Origin of the sequence: Photorhabdus sp. RM96S, from assembly GCF_042879335.1 — a bacterium.
In the GTDB taxonomy this organism is placed as follows: domain Bacteria; phylum Pseudomonadota; class Gammaproteobacteria; order Enterobacterales; family Enterobacteriaceae; genus Photorhabdus; species Photorhabdus kayaii.
In genome coordinates this window covers 1-20,017 of record NZ_JBHFKT010000048.1, presented here as the reverse complement: position 1 = coordinate 20,017, position 20,017 = coordinate 1, and the positions used below count along the sequence as shown (strand labels likewise).

17 protein-coding genes are annotated in these 20,017 nt (G+C 42.6%); 10 read left to right on the top strand and 7 right to left on the bottom strand.

Annotation, left to right across the window (positions count from 1 at the left end; genetic code table 11):
* Window positions 1-107 precede the first annotated feature (107 nt).
* On the bottom strand, window positions 108-2,432 hold the full coding sequence (locus ACGF49_RS21285; RefSeq protein WP_162120525.1) for a Tex family protein: 2,325 nt from the start codon (window positions 2,430-2,432) through the stop codon (window positions 108-110).
* 422 nt (window positions 2,433-2,854) lie between these two features.
* Complete coding sequence (gene greB, locus ACGF49_RS21280; RefSeq protein ID WP_228901655.1) at window positions 2,855-3,328, bottom strand: transcription elongation factor GreB; 474 nt, start codon at window positions 3,326-3,328, stop codon at window positions 2,855-2,857.
* A gap of 949 nt (window positions 3,329-4,277) precedes the next feature.
* Between greB and ompR the strand changes: the two genes are divergently transcribed.
* The 10 genes from ompR (at window position 4,278) to ACGF49_RS21230 (ending at window position 13,667) form a co-directional block, all read left to right on the top strand.
* A complete protein-coding gene (gene ompR, locus ACGF49_RS21275) occupies window positions 4,278-4,997 on the top strand; it encodes a two-component system response regulator OmpR (protein WP_113041215.1) in 720 nt (239 codons plus the stop codon).
* Window positions 4,994-6,325 (top strand): two-component system sensor histidine kinase EnvZ, encoded by a 1,332-nt coding sequence (envZ, locus tag ACGF49_RS21270; RefSeq protein ID WP_113041214.1) that lies wholly within the window; start codon window positions 4,994-4,996, stop codon window positions 6,323-6,325. The genes ompR and envZ overlap by 4 nt, the downstream gene beginning before the upstream one ends.
* 216 nt (window positions 6,326-6,541) lie before the next feature.
* Window positions 6,542-7,582 carry a phosphate ABC transporter substrate-binding protein PstS gene (gene pstS / locus ACGF49_RS21265; RefSeq protein WP_262978266.1) on the top strand — a complete coding sequence of 347 codons (1,041 nt, stop codon included), beginning with the start codon at window positions 6,542-6,544 and terminating at the stop codon, window positions 7,580-7,582.
* 131 nt (window positions 7,583-7,713) lie between these two features.
* Entirely contained in the window at window positions 7,714-8,670 is a 957-nt protein-coding gene (pstC, locus tag ACGF49_RS21260; protein ID WP_112879602.1) for a phosphate ABC transporter permease PstC, read from the top strand.
* Between the two features lies 1 nt (window position 8,671).
* Window positions 8,672-9,562: a phosphate ABC transporter permease PstA gene (pstA, locus tag ACGF49_RS21255; RefSeq protein WP_113041212.1), complete on the top strand. Its 891-nt coding sequence runs from the start codon at window positions 8,672-8,674 to the stop codon at window positions 9,560-9,562.
* Between the two features lie 26 nt (window positions 9,563-9,588).
* Window positions 9,589-10,365 (top strand): phosphate ABC transporter ATP-binding protein PstB, encoded by a 777-nt coding sequence (gene pstB / locus ACGF49_RS21250; protein ID WP_113041211.1) that lies wholly within the window; start codon window positions 9,589-9,591, stop codon window positions 10,363-10,365.
* Between the two features lie 14 nt (window positions 10,366-10,379).
* Window positions 10,380-11,099 carry a phosphate signaling complex protein PhoU gene (phoU, locus tag ACGF49_RS21245; RefSeq protein WP_113041210.1) on the top strand — a complete coding sequence of 240 codons (720 nt, stop codon included), beginning with the start codon at window positions 10,380-10,382 and terminating at the stop codon, window positions 11,097-11,099.
* Window positions 11,100-11,266: 167 nt separating this feature from the next.
* Window positions 11,267-12,103 (top strand): ABC transporter substrate-binding protein, encoded by an 837-nt coding sequence (locus ACGF49_RS21240; protein WP_228901649.1) that lies wholly within the window; start codon window positions 11,267-11,269, stop codon window positions 12,101-12,103.
* Between the two features lie 81 nt (window positions 12,104-12,184).
* On the top strand, window positions 12,185-12,922 hold the full coding sequence (locus tag ACGF49_RS21235; protein WP_011144620.1) for an amino acid ABC transporter permease: 738 nt from the start codon (window positions 12,185-12,187) through the stop codon (window positions 12,920-12,922).
* Between the two features lies 1 nt (window position 12,923).
* Window positions 12,924-13,667 carry an amino acid ABC transporter permease gene (locus ACGF49_RS21230; RefSeq protein ID WP_228901647.1) on the top strand — a complete coding sequence of 248 codons (744 nt, stop codon included), beginning with the start codon at window positions 12,924-12,926 and terminating at the stop codon, window positions 13,665-13,667.
* Window positions 13,668-14,071: 404 nt separating this feature from the next.
* On the opposite strand, the gene cdiI is transcribed toward ACGF49_RS21230, so the two are convergent.
* The 5 genes from cdiI to ACGF49_RS21205 form a co-directional block, all read right to left on the bottom strand.
* Complete coding sequence (cdiI, locus tag ACGF49_RS21225) at window positions 14,072-14,422, bottom strand: ribonuclease toxin immunity protein CdiI (RefSeq protein WP_228901645.1); 351 nt, start codon at window positions 14,420-14,422, stop codon at window positions 14,072-14,074.
* Complete coding sequence (locus tag ACGF49_RS21220; RefSeq protein ID WP_324251597.1) at window positions 14,419-14,838, bottom strand: CdiA family toxin C-terminal domain-containing protein; 420 nt, start codon at window positions 14,836-14,838, stop codon at window positions 14,419-14,421. Before ACGF49_RS21220 ends, cdiI begins: the two co-directional genes overlap by 4 nt.
* A gap of 63 nt (window positions 14,839-14,901) precedes the next feature.
* The gene (locus tag ACGF49_RS21215) at window positions 14,902-15,444 is read right to left on the bottom strand and encodes a macro domain-containing protein (protein WP_165577266.1); all 543 of its coding nucleotides are present in this window, start codon (window positions 15,442-15,444) and stop codon (window positions 14,902-14,904) included.
* Window positions 15,434-15,721 (bottom strand): hypothetical protein, encoded by a 288-nt coding sequence (locus tag ACGF49_RS21210; RefSeq protein ID WP_228901643.1) that lies wholly within the window; start codon window positions 15,719-15,721, stop codon window positions 15,434-15,436. Before ACGF49_RS21210 ends, ACGF49_RS21215 begins: the two co-directional genes overlap by 11 nt.
* Window positions 15,722-15,730: 9 nt before the next feature.
* Window positions 15,731-20,017, bottom strand: a 4,287-nt coding sequence (locus ACGF49_RS21205; protein ID WP_387492667.1) for a DUF637 domain-containing protein, incomplete at its 5' end; no start/stop codon positions are given.

The window sequence follows — 20,017 nt, the reverse complement described above, 5'->3', positions numbered from 1 at the left end:
TTGATATGAATCTGTGAGTTTGGATTCTTTCTGGCAGGAACCAAGAAACGTGCACTGCCGAAGCAGTGCGTCTGTTTACAGTGATAGAAGTTACAGTGACAGGAATCTTAACGTTTTTTTCCAAATGCGGCAGCTAGCGCATCACTCATAGCACTGTTTCCGGCTGAGGTAGAAGAACGGGAAGTGTTACGGTTCCTGTCATTACGTTCAGGACGGCGGTCAGCTTGTGCACTGTTATTGCGGCGTGAGGGAGTTTCTCCCGGTTGCTCATCAAGACGCATGGTCAGAGCAATGCGCTTGCGGTTCAGATCAACTTCCAGCACTTTTACTTTAACGATATCACCCGCTTTTACCACGGTGTGAGGATCTTCTACAAAGCGATTGGACAGCGAAGAGATATGAACTAAACCATCTTGATGAACGCCGATATCGACAAATGCGCCAAAGTTAGTCACGTTAGTGACTGCACCTTCCAGCACCATTCCCGGATGCAGATCATTCATGGTTTCCACGCCTTCCGTGAAAGTCGCGGTTTTAAACTCGGGTCGTGGATCGCGGCCAGGTTTTTCCAGCTCTTTCAAAATATCGGTAACGGTTGGAACACCAAATCGCTCGGTGGTGAAATCCTGAGGTTGCAATCCACGTAATGAGGCAGGGTTACCCATCAATTCTTGGAGTTTCTGCTCAGTGGCCGCCAGAATTTTTTCCACTACCGGATAAGCTTCTGGATGAACGGTCGATGCATCCAGCGGGTTATCACCGTGATTAATCCGCAGGAATCCAGCACATTGCTCAAAAGCCTTTGGCCCAAGACGATTGACTTTCAGTAATTGTGCACGGTTATTGAAACGGCCGTTCTCATCACGCCAGTTGATGATATTCTGGGCAATCATGCGGGTCAACCCGGCAACTCTGGTTAGCAGTGGAACAGAAGCGGTATTGAGATCCACGCCGACGGCGTTTACGCAATCTTCAACGACGGCATCCAATTTTTTGGCAAGCTGACTCTGGCTGACATCATGTTGATACTGACCGACACCGATGGATTTCGGATCGATTTTCACCAATTCGGCCAGTGGATCTTGCAAGCGACGGGCGATAGAGACTGCTCCACGTAGTGAAACGTCCAGATCAGGAAATTCCAGTGCCGCCAACTCGGAGGCAGAATAAACCGATGCCCCTGCCTCACTGACAATCACTTTTTGGGCTTTTATCTCTGAGAACTGCTTTTGCACATCCGCGAAGAAACGTTCTGTTTCACGGGAAGCTGTTCCGTTACCGATGGCGACCAGTTCCACTTGATGTTTGAGACACAAGGCTGCCACGCTTGCAGCAGCTTTAGCCGCTTGCCCGGTGTGTGGATAGATCGTGTCTGTGGCAATCAGTTTGCCGGTTGCATCGATAACAGCTACTTTGACACCGGTACGCAGACCGGGATCGAGCCCCATTGTTGCACGCATACCCGCTGGCGCGGCCATCAATAGATCTTGCAGGTTGCGGGCGAAGACTTTGATGGCTTCATCTTCCGCTTTCTCTCGCAAGGTACTCATCAATTCAGTTTCAAGATGCAGCAATACCTTAACGCGCCAGGTCCAGTTCACTACGGCTTTACGCCAGCTATCTGCCGGTGCATTATTCAGGCGCAGATTAAGATGCTGCGTAATAATCTGTTCGCAATAGCTCTCTTTTGGTGGTTCATCAAACTGGGGATCAGCATTTAGTGAAAGTTGCAGTATTCCTTCATTACGACCACGGAACATAGCTAATGCTCGGTGAGAAGGGACTTGTGCAATAGGTTCATGATGATCAAAATAGTCGCGGAATTTAGCGCCTTCTTCCTCTTTTCCTGCAACGACTTTAGCGACCAAATGGGCATTCTTCCATAGATAGTCACGTACTTTCGCCAATAACGCGGCATCTTCGGCAAAACGTTCCATTAGGATATAACGCGCGCCATCCAGAGCCGCTTTGGTATCAGCCACACCTTTATCGATATCAACAAAGGTAGCGGCAACCTGCTCTGGTTCTTGCTGTGGATCTTGCCACAAGGCGTCCGCTAGTGGTTCAAGACCCGCTTCAATAGCGATTTGTCCACGAGTACGGCGTTTCGGTTTGTATGGCAGATAAAGATCTTCCAGCTCTGTTTTGCTGAGAGTTCCATTAATGGCTTCTGCCAGTTCCGGGGTCAGTTTGCCTTGCTCATCAATGGATTTAAGAATGGTCTGGCGGCGGTCCGACAGTTCGCGCAGATAACTAAGGCGGGTTTCAAGTTGACGGAGTTGGGTGTCATCCAGACCTCCGGTAACTTCTTTCCGATAGCGTGCGATAAAAGGGACAGTATTCCCTTCATCAAGCAGGCTAATCGCAGAAAGTACCTGTTGTGGCCGCGCTTGTAGCTCATTTGCAATAATTTGGCTCAGAGATTCATTCATGTTGCATTTTCTTCTGGTGGATAAGCTTCAAATATTCATAAAACCCCCTTTATACGTTCTGAGAGCAATAATTTCCAGTTTACGTCTAATCTTATTTTGACGAGTTACGCCATAGCAACCGCGATTGAACTCAAATGTGAAAAGTTGTCGCTGGAACCATAAGTGTGTTATCGGATTTGCTATGAGCTGTTTCTGAATATACGAATTAAATTAAAAGGACAGTTAGAATAGGAAGAACTTGAGTTTCATCGTATTGTCCCAGAAGCAGGTAACTAATGAATTACAAATCTACTTTTGATTTTCGTTAAAAATGGAGGGATTACTTAAAAAATTTATTTAATGGAATACGAACATGTTTACTTCCAGATTAACAATGTTGCACTTAATTATGTGAATCTACCCATTTTAAATTTTTTAATAGGCTAATTCGTATATTCGATTTCATTCACGTACCACAACACTTTTCCTGTTGGTGTATGAACGATTGCACTATCTCCAACTTCTTTTTTCAATAAAGCCCGGGCCATTGGAGAATCGATGGATATGTAGTCTTTGCGACCAAAAATTTCGTCGTACCCGACAATACGGAAGCGTTTAATCTCACCTTGATCATTTTCGATCTCTACCCATGCACCGAAGAACACTCGTCCATCTTGTTGAGGGGAATAATCAACACACCGCAATTCTTCTAAGCTTTTGGTTAGATATCGGACTCTGCGATCAATCTCCCGTAGCCTCTTCTTGTTATATTGATAATCTGCGTTTTCACTCCGATCACCGAGGCTTGCTGCCCAAGTCACTTTTTTAGTCACCTCTGGACGCTCTTCACGCCAGAGATAATCCAGTTCTTCCTTTAATTTGTTGTAGCCTTCGCGGGTTATCAGTTTAGTTTTCATTTTACGTTGATATATATAGATACCGTAGTTAACCTCATAAGTATATAAAACAGCCCATTTTGGTAGATGTCAAATTGAGACTCGGTTTTTAGTCATTAGTCAATAAATCCCGGCTGTTTTGCAAGATTAACGTATTAGTGACATTCAGGCCGTCGTTGGTTGAATAAATTTATCTTTATCACTGTTGATGGATTGAATCGGCTGCGTGGCAAGAGAATACGATACGCTCCCACTGCGGTGAACATGGATGTTAAAACGAGAGATAAAGGGTTAACAGACGGTTTCGAGTTAGCATTTTCGGTAACAAGATTGCTTTACCTGTCTGCTCATTATGATATTTGGCTCTAATATTTATAACGTTCATCATATAATTTATGGTTCTGTGTACTGAATAGTATGTATGCTGTGAATCTTGCTGGTGATGAAACAGGCTGTTAAGGTTTAAGTGAAGAAAAAACAAGCGAAATTGTTTACTATAGTAAGAAAAGGTGACGAATAGTAAGAAAAGGTGACGAAAAGTCGACCGTCGAGTGGTTTCTTGTTCAAACGTTGGTGAACTGAACATTATCGATCCAGATCCTCGTTAGTAAGGAAAAACCGTGGCGGAGGTAAGCAGATAATATGCGGCAAAGGGCATTTTTCGTTTAGTCTGCCTGATGAATTTAATCCAGCTAATAAATAGATTTCTATCGATTTGCCGGTAACCAGGGCGCTAATTGGTGGGTTGGTGGATAGCAAAATAACGGTAGAAATTCGATAGTTGACAGTGAATTACTGCGTTCTCATTGTCAGTAATAAACCACTAAATTAATCATTCGAATTAATAACTGTGGAAATAAGTCCTATTAGGAATAGTCTCAAAATACAGATATCTGATTTCTATCTTTGGGTTAATCTCTTTCAAAATGATAAATTTATCAAAGCATGTAGTGTTTTTTGGAGTTTGATAATGCAAGTAGATAACAAGATCCTTGTGGTGGATGATGATATGCGTTTACGAACGTTATTAGAGCGTTATCTGACAGAACAAGGTTTTCAGGTACGTAGTGCTGCTAATGCGGAGCAGATGGACCGCTTACTGACACGGGAATCTGTTAGCTTAATCGTATTGGATTTAATGTTACCAGGAGAGGATGGGCTTTCTGTCTGCCAAAGGCTGAGAAACCAAAGTAATCCGGTACCGATTATTATGGTGACGGCGAGAGGAGAAGAGGTAGATCGTATTGTTGGGCTAGAAATTGGCGCTGATGATTATATTCCGAAGCCATTTAATCCCCGTGAGCTATTAGCGCGTATCCGGGCGGTATTACGTCGTCAGGCGAATAAGTTATTGGGCCTACCGGCTGAGGATGATGCGATTATTAATTTTGGTAAGTTTAGCCTCAATTTGAGTACGCGGGAAATGTTTCAGGGAGATGAACATATTCAATTAACCAGTGGAGAATTTGCTGTATTGAAAGTACTGGTTTCTTATCCTGGCGTGCCATTGTCCCGTAATAAACTGATGAGCTTAGCGCGTGGCCGGGAATATAGCACAATGAAGCGATCGATTGATGTCTTGGTTTCACGTCTGCGTCGTGTGATTGAAGAAGATCCTACACATCCTCGTTATATCCAGACTATCTGGGGTCTGGGTTATGTCTTTGTGCCAGACGGAATTCGTGTATGAAATTATTGCGATTCTCCCCTCGCAGCACGTTTACCCATACTTTATTCTTGATTATGGCTATGCTGTTTATCAGTTTGGTAACCAGCTACTTGGTTGTTGTGAATTTCGTTATCATGCCAAGTTTGCAGCAGTTCAATAAGGTATTAGCGTATGAAGTTCGTACCCTAATGGCTGAAAAGTTGAAGCTAGAGGATGGCTCTTTTCTGGTGATATCGCCAGTAGTTCGCCGGGAGATTTATCAGGAGTTGGGTATTACGCTCTATTCTGAATCTGACGCGGAGATACAAGGTTTACGTTGGGCCAGACGTTATGATTTCCTGAGTGAGAAGATGGGCGAGTACCTTGGTGGTAAGGCTGATCTTCGTCTGGAGATAAACACAGATAGCCCTATACTTTGGCTTAATTCTTATCTGGCCCCCGATATTTGGGTCAGGGTTCCTTTGACTGAGATCGAACAAAATCAATTCTCTCCTATTTTCCGCTATGCACTGGCAATTCTATTACTGGTATTTGGTTGTGTCTGGCTTTATATCCGTTTTCAGAACCGACCTTTACTGGAAATGGAGTATGCCGCCAAGCAAACAGGTAAAGGTATTATGATGCCAGCGGTGCGGGAAGCGGGTTCTCTGGAAGTTCGTGCAGCTATTCGCGCATTTAACCAAATGTCCTCCGGGATAAAGTTATTGGAAAGTGACCGCACGATATTAATTGCCGGAGTAAGCCATGATTTGCGTACGCCGCTGACACGTATCCGACTAGCAACAGAAATGATGAGCAAGGAAGATGCTTATCTGTCTGAATCTATCAATAAAGATATTGAAGAGTGTAACGCCATTATTGAGCAATTCATTGACTATCTCCGTACTGGGCAGGAAATGCCAATGGAATTCTGCGAGCTGAATTCTATTCTCAAAGAGGTGATTTCCGCAGAAAATGGCTATGAGCAGGATATTGAAAACCATCTGTCTCTTAACCCAATAACTGTTAACGCCAATCCGATTTCTATTAAACGGGCATTGGCTAATATGTTGGTTAATGCCAATCGTTATGGTAACGGCTGGATTAAAGTGAGTAGTGGTCAGACAAATAAATTTGCTTGGTTTCAGGTAGAAGATAATGGCGCTGGCATCAAACAGGAAGATTTGCCACGGTTATTTCAGCCATTCGTTCGCGGTGAAAGAGCACGCAGTAGTAGTGGAACAGGGTTAGGTCTGGCGATTGTTCAGCGAATTATTGATGCTCATGACGGGAAAATTGAAATGGGTACCAGCCCTAAAGGGGGATTATCTATCCGTGCTTGTATTCCTGTCGTGGAAGATAATTTTTAACGGTTTGATAATCATCTCCTAATATTTGATTTTAATGGTGTGTGGAGATGACAGTTTTATGTCAGTCTCAGGTTAAGTTTCCATTACGCTGTCATAAAAATGTCATAATTAAGACATTTTGCTGTAATTAAATTGACCTATTTTTCCTCCTGCACCTTATTTTGATTTGACGAATATATTTCCTTGTTGATTCTCAATATCCCATTAGGAGGGATTATGAAACTGATGCGTACCATCATAGTCGGCATAATGGCAGCGACGTTTTCTTTGACAACCCTGTCTGTATTTGCTGCCACTAGCTTAACCGGGGCAGGTGCGACATTTCCCGCACCGGTGTATGCCAAGTGGGCGGATTCTTATCAAAAAGAGACAGGTAATAAAGTCAATTATCAAGGCATCGGTTCTTCCGGTGGCGTAAAACAAATTCTGGCAAATACCGTTGATTTCGGGGCTTCCGATGCCCCTTTATCCGATGAAAGGTTAGTTGCTGATGGCTTGTTTCAGTTTCCAACCGTCATCGGTGGGGTGGTACTGGCGATTAATATCCCGGGGATTAAATCCGGTGAATTAACATTAGATGGTAAAACTTTAGGCGATATTTATTTAGGTAAAGTGAAAAAGTGGAATGATCCAGCAATTACTCAATTAAATCCGGGAGTCAAACTGCCGGAGCAAGATATTGCTGTGATACGTCGTGCTGACGGTTCCGGTACCTCCTTTGTATTTACTAGCTACCTCTCTAAAGTGAATAAAGCGTGGCAAGAAAAAGTTGGCATGGGTTCCACCGTAAGCTGGCCTATTGGTTTAGGCGGTAAAGGTAATGATGGGGTTGCCGCATTTGTTCAGCGTCTGACGGGGTCCATTGGTTATGTTGAATATGCTTACGCTAAACAGAATCATCTGGCTTATACCAAATTGGTATCTGCTGACGGCAATATTGTTAGCCCGACAGGAAAAAGTTTCAGTGCCGCAGCGAAGAAAGCAGAATGGCATAAAACGTTTGCTCAGGATTTGACAAACCAGCAAGGTGAAAATGCGTGGCCGATGACTTCCACCACATTTGTTCTGGTTCATAAACAGCAGAAAAATGCAGTGAAGGGGGCAGAAATATTGAAATTCTTTGACTGGGCTTATGAGAAAGGCAGTAAACAGGCAAATGAGCTAGATTATGCAACCTTGCCCAAAGAGGTGATTGAGCAAGTTCGTGCGGCTTGGAAAACCCAGATAAAAGATAGCAATGGTAACGTCCTGTATTAAGTCGTGTTGATAGTGATTGTTTTAAATATCGATTATTTTAAATATCGATTGCTTTAAATATCGATTAAATTTGTCGTTTTAATTTCTCCCCCGTTTAAGGGGGAGTTAACCCCGAAATGAGAATAAGCTCTATGGCCGAACAAAAAACGGCAATGAAAGCACCCAGTAAAAATGGCGATATTATTTTCAGCGCACTGGTTAGGCTAGCTGCGCTGATAACTTTATTTTTGCTAGGAGGCATCATTATCTCGCTGATTATTGCCTCCTGGCCTAGTATTCAACAGTTTGGCATCTCTTTCCTCTGGCAGAAAACGTGGGATGTTCCGGCAGAGCGATTTGGCGCCTTGATACCGATTTACGGTACATTGGTTACTTCGCTGATTGCGTTGATTATCGCAGTGCCTGTCAGTTTTGGGATTGCCCTATTCCTAACGGAATTGGCGCCTAACTGGCTGAAACGTCCGCTCGGTATTGCCATTGAGTTACTGGCTGCCATCCCAAGTATTGTGTATGGCATGTGGGGGTTGTTTGTTTTTGCGCCGTTGTTTGCCACCTATTTCCAGCAGCCCGTCGGCAATCTCCTCGCCAGCATGCCAATTGTGGGCGAATTGTTCTCCGGCCCTGCCTTTGGCATTGGTATTCTGGCGGCGGGTGTCATTCTCGCTATCATGATTATCCCTTATATTGCTTCGGTTATGCGTGACGTCTTTGAACAGACGCCGGTGATGATGAAAGAATCCGCTTATGGTATCGGCTGTACTACTTGGGAAGTTATCTGGCACATCGTGTTGCCTTACACCCGAAATGGCGTGATTGGTGGTGTCATGTTGGGGCTTGGTCGTGCGTTGGGAGAAACGATGGCGGTGACTTTTATCATCGGTAACACCTACCAACTCGACAGTTTTTCACTGTTTATGCCCGGCAACAGCATCACTTCCGCGCTGGCGAATGAATTCGCGGAAGCAGAGTCTGGTTTGCATACCGCATCATTGATGGAACTTGGTCTGATTCTATTTGTGATCACCTTTATTGTGCTGGCGCTATCGAAATTGATGATTATGCGTCTGGCGAAGAATGAGGGGCGCTGATATGACAACCGTAGGCAGACAAAAGCCTATTGACGCCAATGTACGTAGCCGTAGCCGTAAACAGGCATGGCGCCGTCAAAAAAATCGCTTCGCTCTGCTGTTATCAATGGCGACCATGCTGTTTGGTTTGTTTTGGCTGGTATGGATTCTGTTCTCCACCGTCACCAAAGGTTTCGATGGCATGTCATTGGCGTTGTTCACCGAAATGACGCCACCACCGAATACGGAAGGTGGTGGTTTGGCAAATGCCATTGTTGGCAGTGGATTACTGATTCTGTGGGCGACGGTTATCGGTACGCCTCTGGGGATCATGGCAGGTATCTATTTGGCGGAATATGGCCGCCGTTCATGGCTGGCAGAGGTGATCCGCTTTGTAAATGATATTTTGCTGTCAGCCCCTTCTATTGTTGTCGGTTTATTTGTTTACACTGTCATTGTGACGAAAATGCAGCACTTTTCCGGTTGGGCGGGGGTGATTGCTTTGGCGTTGCTACAGGTGCCGATTGTGATCAGAACTACGGAAAACATGTTAAAACTGGTTCCTGATAGCCTGCGCGAAGCCGCCTATGCCTTAGGCACACCGAAGTGGAAGATGATTTCAGCCATTACGCTGAAAGCATCCGTATCCGGCATTATCACTGGTGTGCTGCTGGCCATTGCCCGAATTGCTGGAGAGACGGCGCCATTACTGTTCACTTCGCTTTCCAATCAGTTCTGGAGTACCGATCTGAGCCAGCCAATTGCTAACTTACCGGTTACCATTTTTAAATTTGCCATGAGTCCATTCTCCGAATGGCAGCAACTGGCGTGGGCAGGCGTATTATTGATAACCCTGTGTGTATTGCTGATTAACATTGTGGCGCGTGTGCTATTTGTCAAGAAAAAGCACTAACTGATATTTTCAACAGAGAGAAGTAAATGAGCATAGTTAATGATATCGCTAGCAGCAAAATTCAGGTCCACAATCTGAACTTTTACTATGGCAAATTTCATGCGCTGAAAAACATAACGTTGAATATTGCAAAGAACAAAGTTACCGCTTTTATCGGTCCGTCGGGTTGCGGTAAGTCTACATTACTACGAACTTTCAACAAAATGTATGAACTGTATGGTGAGCAGCGGACAGAAGGTAAAATTTTGTTGGATGGCAATAATATCCTGACTGATAAACAGGATGTGGCGCTGCTACGGGCAAAAGTTGGCATGGTATTCCAAAAACCAACGCCATTTCCGATGTCCATTTACGACAATATCGCGTTTGGTGTCCGTCTGTTTGAAAAACTCTCCAGAGCAGAAATGGATGAACGTGTTCAGTGGGCTTTGACAAAAGCCGCTTTATGGAATGAAACCCGGGATAAGTTGTATCAGAGCGGATACAGTCTATCTGGCGGGCAACAGCAACGTTTGTGTATTGCGCGTGGCATTGCGATCCGGCCAGAAGTTTTGCTGTTGGATGAACCTTGTTCAGCCCTCGACCCGATTTCTACCGGTCGAATTGAAGAGTTGATCAGCGAATTGAAATCTGAATATACCGTGGTGATTGTGACGCATAATATGCAACAGGCCGCGCGTTGTTCAGACCACACGGCGTTTATGTACCTTGGTGAATTAATTGAATTCAGTGATACAGACACATTGTTTACCACACCAAAAATGAAACAAACTGAAGATTATATTACTGGTCGTTATGGTTAATTACGGGGCGTAACATGGACAATCTGAATCTCAATAAGCATATTTCTGGTCAGTTTAACGCTGAACTGGCACATATCCGTACCGAACTGATGGCAATGGGTGGGCTGGTGGAGGAGCAACTCTCCAAAGCCATTACCGCGATGCATAATCAGGATGCCGCATTGGCGCGTGAAGTGATTGAGGATGATCATAAGGTCAATATGATGGAAGTGGCTATTGATGAAGCGTGTGTTCGCATCATAGCTAAGCGTCAGCCAACGGCCAGTGATCTGCGGCTGATTATGTCAATTTCGAAAACAATCGCTGAACTAGAAAGAATTGGTGATGTGGCAAATAAAATTTGCCAGACGGCACTTGAGAAATTCTCACATCAGCATCAACCATTGTTGGTTAGCTTGGAATCCCTTGGCCGTCATACCATCCAGATGCTGCATGATGTGTTAGATGCCTTTGCCCGCATGGATCTGGAAGAAGCGATTCGTATCTATCACGAAGATAAAAAGGTGGATAAAGAGTATGAAGGTATTGTCCGCCAGCTTATGACTTATATGATGGAAGATCCTCGAACCATCCCAAGTGTACTGACCGTCCTGCTTTGTGCACGCTCTATTGAGCGAATAGGTGATCGTTGTCAAAACATCTGTGAATTCATTTTCTACTATGTTAAAGGGCAGGATTTCCGGCATGTAGGTGGTGATGAATTGGAAAAACTGTTGACGAAAGATAACGAATAGCTTGCTAACCACTTGGTCAATAATCTGAATGCTGGTATTTTTACCGGCATTTTTTTTGCCTTATAATTGCTGATAGTTATAAATATAGTTATTTATATTATTTCATGCACTATAGTGAAATTGATAGCTTGGAATAATAAAGAATTAATTATTGTCAGGAGAGTTTAATGAAATCTCGCGTTCTTATTACGGCGTTATTGGCTGGGTTAACATTGGTTACTGGTGCTGCAAAGGCGGATAAGCTGGATGATATTAAAAAAACCGGTGCCGTGCGGATCGCTGTTTTCGACAGTAATCCTCCGTTTGGTTTTATTGACCCGCAAACCAAAAAACTGGCAGGTTATGATGTAGATATCGCAAACGCGATTGCCAATGATTTGGGTGTTAAATTGGAACTGCGTCCGACTAACCCGGCAAACCGTTTACCTCTGTTGGCATCAAAGAAAGTTGACTTGATTGCTGCCAACTTTACCGTCACTCATGAGCGTGCTAAACAAGTTGATTTTTCAATCCCTTACTTTGCCACTGGGCAAAAATTTATTGCTCGTAAAGGAGTTTTAAAATCGCCCGAAGACATTAAAAACTTACGTATTGGTGCTGATAAAGGCACAGTACAGGAAATTACGCTGCGCGAGCATTACCCGACAGCTAAAGTGATCTCTTATGACGACACACCTCTGGCCTTTGCTGCGCTACGTAACGGCAATGTGCAGGCCATCACGCAGGATGATGCTAAGTTAGTCGGTCTGTTGGCTAATGTACCGGAAGCCCAAAAAGCTGAATTTGAGATCTCTCCTTTTAGCATCACCCGTGAATATCAGGCAGTCGCTGCGGCGAAAGGACAAGAGCGCTTGGTTGAGGCGGTGAACCAAACTTTGCTGAAATTGGAAAAAGAGGGTGAAGCAGCGGAAATTTATAACCGTTGGTTTGGCCCGGAAACCAAATCGGCTCAACCGAGAGGTGACTTTAAGTTTGCGCCTTTGGAGCAGCAAACTCAGTCTTAATGAGTAGTAAGTTATTGATAATTTTAGCCTCGCCTTTTGTTGCGGGGCTTTGTCATTGGTAATACCTGGTAATAGTAAGATATGTTTGAATTATTTGTTACAGAACAGTTACTTGCTCCCCAATATTTGGGATGGCTTTGGCAAGGTTTCCTGATTACATTGTGGATATCCGCTTGTACCGTTATCGCTTCCACCTTGCTAGGGTTTGTACTGGCTGCTGCTCGTGACAGCCAATTGAAAATTCTCCGTTGGCTGGTAACCGCTTACACCACGCTATTTCGCAATACGCCTTTGCTGGTGCAACTGTTTTTCTGGTATTTCGCCTCAGGGCAGATACTGCCGCAAGAGGTGATGTTTTGGCTGAATACACCCCATGAAATCAATCTGTTAGGTCTATCATTGGCTTGGCCTTCATTCGAATTTTTGGCTGGATTTATTGGTTTGACTCTCTATTCAGCGCCATTCGTGGCGGAAGAGCTACGCGCCGGTATTCAGGGTATAGGGCGCGGGCAAAAATATGCAGCTCATGCACTGGGACTCACTGGCTGGCAAGCAATGCGTTATGTGGTATTGCCACAAGCGTTGAAAATCGCAACGCCGCCATTGCTAGGGCAATATATGAATATTGTGAAAAACTCGTCACTGACAATGGCAATTGGCGTGGCTGAGTTGTCATATGCTTCCCGTCAAGTAGAAACCGAAACATTAAAAACGTTTGAAGCATTCGGTGTTGCAACGGTGTTGTATATCGCCACCATTGCCGTCATGGAAGGTTGGGGACAATGGCGTCAACAACAAGCTATAACGAGAGGACATTAGAATGGATTTTTCAGTCATTGCAGAAAACTGGCGCTATCTACTGTTAGGTACGTTTCCTGATGGTCCTCTTGAAGGGGCGGCGTTGACATTGGTTATTAGCCTGATAGCCGGGACGATTTCTATTGTATTGGGTACAGTTGCCGGTATTGCTTTGGCAATGCTGAAAGGATTTTGGGTTAACCTGTTAGCTGCGGTATTGGGCTTTTTCCGTGCAATTCCAGTCATTATGCTGATTTTCTGGACTTACTTCCTGTTGCCGGTGATGCTGGGTATGGAAATTCCAGAAATTACCACGGTGGTTTGCGCTCTGGCGTTGATCACATCGGCTTATTTGGCTCATGGGGTAAAAGCGGGGATTATTGCGATTGGAGCCGGTCAGTGGCAAGCAGGGCTATCATTAGGTTTTAACCGTTGGCAGGTACTTTGGTACATTGTGTTGCCACAAGCGTTGCGTATGATGGTGCCTTCTTTTATTAATCAGTGGATTGCGCTGATAAAAGATACCTCTCTGGCTTATATTGTTGGCGTGGCGGAATTATCATTTCTGGCAACTCAGGTTAATAACCGCAGCATGGTTTACCCGACAGAAGTCTTTTTATTTGTCGCGTTAATTTATTTCGTGATGTGTTTGGCATTGGAATTGACAGCAAACTATCTTGTTCGCCGATTTACTCTACAGCGTAGGAAAATATCGCTTTTCCGTTTCTGGCGGAAAGAAAAATTAGTTTTGGCTCCCCAATATTAGTTTTTCTCTTTACTTAATTATCTCTATCTAAGGCATAATCTCTCTATTTTAACGATAGGGGGATTTTTAATTTTAATTAGCAACTTTATGAGAATAAGGAAAGAATATTAAAATAACAGAATAAATAATCTTTTTAGATAATATGATGGTAATTAGCCTTTAAAATAAGTAAAATATTACGATAACTCTGATCTTTCTTCTGACTTGATATACTTATATTCTCTGTCTTCTGTTCTCCGTCCTCTGTCTGTTATACGAAAGATCGAAAATTTCGCAATTTTTTGGAACAGATAACTCATGAATATGTCGATTCCCGGCCCTGAAAACACTCAGGGCTTGCTTGAATGTGTGTTTAATCAACCGACTGAGAAAGATCCTAGCATTCAATGCTAGGATCTTTCTGATTAAGGAAGTCGAGCAAGTAAGGATTTTACTTGCTCTGTATCTTCTGGATGTAATTGAAGATATTTCTCACAGGCTAGTTTTACATACTCAAAGCAAGTAGATTCGGGAACTATGATTTCACCTTCCCATACTCCGAACATTACTCCTTCGAAATGATATTCAGGATCAGGATCATCTAAGTTTGGGAAAGTACAATAGGTTTCATTAACTCCACACCCGTCCTTGTTTAGAACAAGTGGTAAAGCCCATAGAAATTCACCTTGGGAATATACAGAATTAAAAAACTCCTTCATAACCCACTTAGAATCATTATCATAATCTATTTTTTTGAAAAGACGTTTATTACTCATTGTGTCACCGGGAAAAAGTTAGTAACTGTACCTGTTTTTTGATCTAAATAAACTTGAAACTTCACACCACCTGCGGTTGATTCATATTCTCGTAAACCTTGAGAAACTGCATTTTTATAACCATTAGAAACAGCCTGCTGTCCGAGGTCTAACATTTTTTGGTCGGAAAAAACGTTTGGATTATATACTGTTTTCTTGAATATTTGGTTTTTGTGGCCAATAACATTTCCGGTTCTATCTTTTGCTGGTATTTGATACTCAATTTGCGTAATGCCTTTAACACTGCTTGGTGTCTGGCTAACAATTTTAATTCCATTTTTAGATGCCGCTTGATTGAAAGCATTAACATTATGTGTACCACTTATCCCTTTTTTAGATATTCCATCAAATGCGGCTAAGTGATTTTTCTGGTTAATATTAAAATGAATTCCTTCTAGGTAAGTAGTCGTTCCCTTTTTAGAAAGGGAACGACAAGAAATTTAAAATTTATTTTTGTAAGACTTATTGTTCATCAAATCAATATATATATCATAATTATCTTTCTCATAACATATAATATTGATTTTGGAAATATGAGGAACCTTATTTAAATATGAAGAAATTGTATCTAAAGCAATTTTAGCCGCCAGCTCTTTAGGGAATTTATAGGTTCCAGTACTAATGTTGGGAAAAGAAAGTCTTTTGACATTGTAGATCTTAGATAATTCCAAACAACTTAAATAAGATTTTTCTAATAATGAAAATTCATTATTATTACCGCCATTCCAACGTGGACCTACAGTATGGATCACGTATTTAGCGGGCAAATTACCCGCGCTTGTAATGACTGCTTCACCAACTTTACAGCTACCCTGTTTAGCTCTAATTTTTTGACATTCTTCTAAAATAATTTTTCCACCTACTCTATGTATTGCTCCATCAACTCCACCACCACCAAGTAAAGATGTATTAGCTGCATTAATGATAGCATCAACAGCAACTTTTGTTATGTCACCTAATATAATTTCCACTTTATTTTTCATTTAGTAATATCCTTAAAAACACCTCTACTCCAGTTTTGCAAGATTGTTTTTCTTCGGGTGAATATATGACATTCATTACCTGCCTATCTAAAATACAATCATATATGTCTATACTTAGCCAACCCTTAGACCATATATCAATAGTCCCTAGTTTTCCACAGCCATCAAATTCAATTCGCTCAAGATTACCAAATTCACCATCAACAAAAAATGAATATTCAAAAGAATAATTTCTTAAAAGAGGTTTTATATTTTTATCAAAGTCATGTATGTTCATTTAATATCCTCATTTTATATCAACAATGGTAATATTCTTAATTTCAGGTAATTGTTGGCCGCTTTGTTTATTCAGTAAAAATTGTTGTGATTTACTTGCATCAGGACCAATCATTTTAAACCATCCATCTTTACCACCTTTTAAAAGACTGTTTGCTGGTACATCAAATTCAACATAAACTGAACCCTTTGGTGCTGTACCTTTAAAATCAGATGCTCCATTAGTAGATATAAAAGTTTGCCCACCACCTCCTTGAACAATTTTCCCACTGCTTTGCATTTGTGCTAATTCATCATGTGACATCCATCTACCAACTCTAGTCATGTTCACTTCATTAACAACTTTTGTTTCCCCTAGTTTTAATGAAGAGTGGACGTTATTTGTACTAACAATTGTTCCTTTTCTAGCTTCAGATTTCCCCTCTGTACCGTTATTCGGCTGATAAGGCTGTTTATTCTTCCCAACAATCGAGGCAACCGAAGCTTTACCGCCGATAGCACCACCAATACCGGCAGATTCTACCGCCTCTTTGGCTATTAGTGCACCTTTTTCCCAAGCGGGCAATGAGTTATATAACAGCCCTAAATCGTTTTGGTTTTCTGTCGTCACAAACTGACTGATACGATGGGAATCTTCTTCTGATAAGCCAAACATCCATCTCAGACCACTGATGGCATCCGCTGTTTTTATCCCACCTTCCATTTCAGCCTGATAGGTCAGTGTGCATAACCCACCGTTCCCGGCACAGTGAGACAACATTTCTGCCCGTTGTGTAGCGCTCAGTTTGTTGTATTTGTTCCAGATTGCTTCGGTAGGCGTTCCTTGCTTATTGGCTTCCTGGAGTTCTCTGACCAGATTGTAGGCATTCATGGAGTTCAGGTGGTTAAAGAGAATAACAATTTCCCCGGCATTAGCCCCACTGTTAGCCCCTTTGGCGCTGTTGGTCGCAATGGCACCTGCGACGCTGCCAATGATTTTGCCACCCGCCTGAATTTTCATTGGATCATTGAATGTTTTATCCAATGTTATCGCGGCCAGTTCTGCGGCTAATGCTCCAGCCGCCGCCCCTTTGGCATCACCGCCGCCAATTTCCGCAGCAAGGGCAGAAACCGCCGCATGGCTAATGGCTTTTCCGGGTAAATCTAACACCTGACCGTTAGCCCCAATCAACCCGGCACCTTCGGCGTTAATCTGGCTGCCAATATTGGCAAGTAATGCGGTGGTAAAATTGTCCTTAAAACTACCGCCATTGATGGTTGTACCAAGGCTGGAACTGATAATGGATTGACCGGCGATCCGTTGAGCCACTTTGCTCCAGTCGCCATTGCTCAGTTTAGGTAATGTCGCTTTTGCCGGGTCAATTTGAGCGCCATTGGCGGCTTTATCCCATCCCATGACGTTATCAAAACCCGCCAGTGCGCCACCAAGCGCCATTGAGGTAATGGTTGATTTAACGGTATCGCTGCTACCCAACACTTTTAGTGCTTTGGATAGATCACCCTGATTATCCACAATAGCAACCGCCGCCTGTGCCGTCAGTGATGACATTCCTGCGGTTAATGCCCCACCCGCAACGCTATTACCCGCATAAGATGCGACAGATGCCGCCAGAGAACTGCCTGCGGTTGCTGCCGCTGCCGCAATCGCAATCACCGCAGAAACCACCGGGTTTAAATGCTGGCTTTTGTGATCCCAACTGTCATAAGCATCCTTCACCACATTCCACTGGGTATCTTTATTTTCGTTGAGTCCTTTCAGCCAGGCGGTCTCCGGTGTATTCCCCAATACAGTCAGGACATTTTGTAATGACTGACCATTTTTCGCTTTGATATCCGCGCTGACACCTTTAGCCGCTTCTACGGTCAGTTTTCCGCCAATATGAATAGAGGGAAGAACCCACTTATCTTCGGTATAACCTTTATCCCTTTGCTTAATATAAAAGCCTTTGGAATAGGTAATAGTCTGTTCAAAAGCGGTATTTTTTACCGCTTTAAAATTGACTTTACCGTGAGTGCTGGTCAATTTGGCGTTTTTATTAGTGGCAATTTGACTGGCTTCGTAAGTGCTGTCATCCCGACTTAACAGATTAATATCACCACCCGCGGTAAATTCAGTGACTTTATTAGTGACATCATGACGGGTACGTTTAGCGGTTTTCTTCCTGCCATACCAATTACGACTTGTCTCTGTGTTCTCATAATGGTTAGATTCTTCCATCGCCTGAGCGTACAGATAGCCACCTTTCGCCGCGATATCCATTGCCCCTTTGGCCGCCAGTTTAGTGGCCTGAAAAAGAATACTGCCGTTTGAAAGCACGGTTAGCACACCACCACTGGTTAATTCAGTACTTTGTTGAGTATAGGTTTCTGTGATGCTGTTATCTTTGAAATAATCAGCGCGATCTTTGTAGAAGTGATTCCGAGCCGATTCGAAACGTATATCACCACCAGAGGTAATCGTTATATCACCATCAGAAAGTAACTTTGAACCCACAGTGGTAATGGCTCCATTGGCAGCCATTGTCAGCTTTTTAGTACCACGGATTTGTGTGCCATAATTTCTGTCATCTTTATGTTCATCATAATGCTCAGGTCTGTCATCGTCATTGTAAGCAATAGCAGAGTAAAGCAGGGGCAGGAGTGTGATATTCCTTCCAGAGGACAATAATACGTTACCGTTTGCCTGTATCTGAACCGCCTTTCCGTTAATATCTGTACCGCTGATGACACTGATATTATTCCCTGCGGTTAATTGGCTGCTTAATTCTCCTGAACGTGATGAAGGGAATAATTTACTCAGTGAAGGAGATAATTCACGGGGAGCCAGATCAATACTTTTTGCAGAAGTTAAATTGATGTCTTTTTCTGCGGAGAAACGAATACTCTTAGCCGATAAATTTCCACCGGCATTAATCACAATAGAACTTTTTGCATCCAGCTTACCCACTTTAGATAACATGTTATTAAAAAGTTCTTGTTCTTTAATGAAAGAGATAATACTGCCAATTCGTTTATGTGATAATAGCACCGCATTGTTATTATCAATGGTGATATCATTATTTGCCGTTAAAGTAATATTATCACTTTTAGTTAAAAATATGTCCCGAAAAATAATATTCTTACCTGCGTTTAGCAATAAATCACCTGTTGCCTCAATGCGGCTGATTATTCTATTACCATCATGGTTGAAATATCCGACAGTCTCATTGCTTTGCAATTTCAAATCAGCATTACGGCTAATAACAGTAATGTTTTTTCCCTTGATTTTACTCTGCAATACATCAATATTATTAGCGGCGATCATGGATACATCACCACCCGAAATAACTTCCCCGGTGTTTAATGTAACAGCGTCAGTTGCTAAAATCGTGATGTTGTTATTAGCTTTGATAATATTATTGTTGTTGATTTTCCCTGAATTTAAGACAATATTTTTAGCAGATAACGCATCATAACCCCCTGCAACGGTGATTTGGGACATTTCATTGATGTCATAAGGGGGTGGTGTGCGAATATTAATATTATCTTTAAAATCAGCGACAAGATTACCGGCAGCAACAACACTGGCGGGTTCAATAATATTGCTTTCATCCTCCCATGTTTTAACGTTTCCTGATCTGTCAAAGTCTGTCCTGATATATACGTCGCCACGGGAAGACACACTACCTTCGGTTTCCTTCTCAGTATATACAATATAATTATTTAGCACGCCGGTTATTTTGCTTTCATTAATAAAATTAATTCCTGTTAAGAAAATATCTTTTCCGGCACTCATCTTACTGACAAAATTCAATAACTCATCACTGTTGATATAAATGCTCTTTCCAGATGCTATCACTCCAGGTTGCTTACTGTCAGAATTGATGGTTTCAGTTCTGGCGTGATTTATATGAATTCCCCCATCTGTAGTATTATCTCTACCAAAATCAACACGCCCAAACCATTTATCAGGAAGTGGAGTGATTAATGCAGCTTCATGAATAACCGGGTCTCCAAAATCACAGGTTTTCGTTTCATTAATAATCAGGTTTTTATCTGTTGAATCTGGTATTAACTCCTTGTTTTTAACAACAAAAACATCACGTGTATTATTAAGTTTTTGGGTCCTGACAACCAAATCCCCCTTTACCGTCTTTATCGTCGCAGATTTATTCTCAATCAGATGACCTTTATTCCCCTGAGCATCTTTCTGTATCCACATATTATTATTGGCTTGCAGCAAGGCTTTATTACCGCTATTACGCACAGTATCGCCAAATATCCGCATATCCCGGCCAGCAGTCACGCTACCTTTATT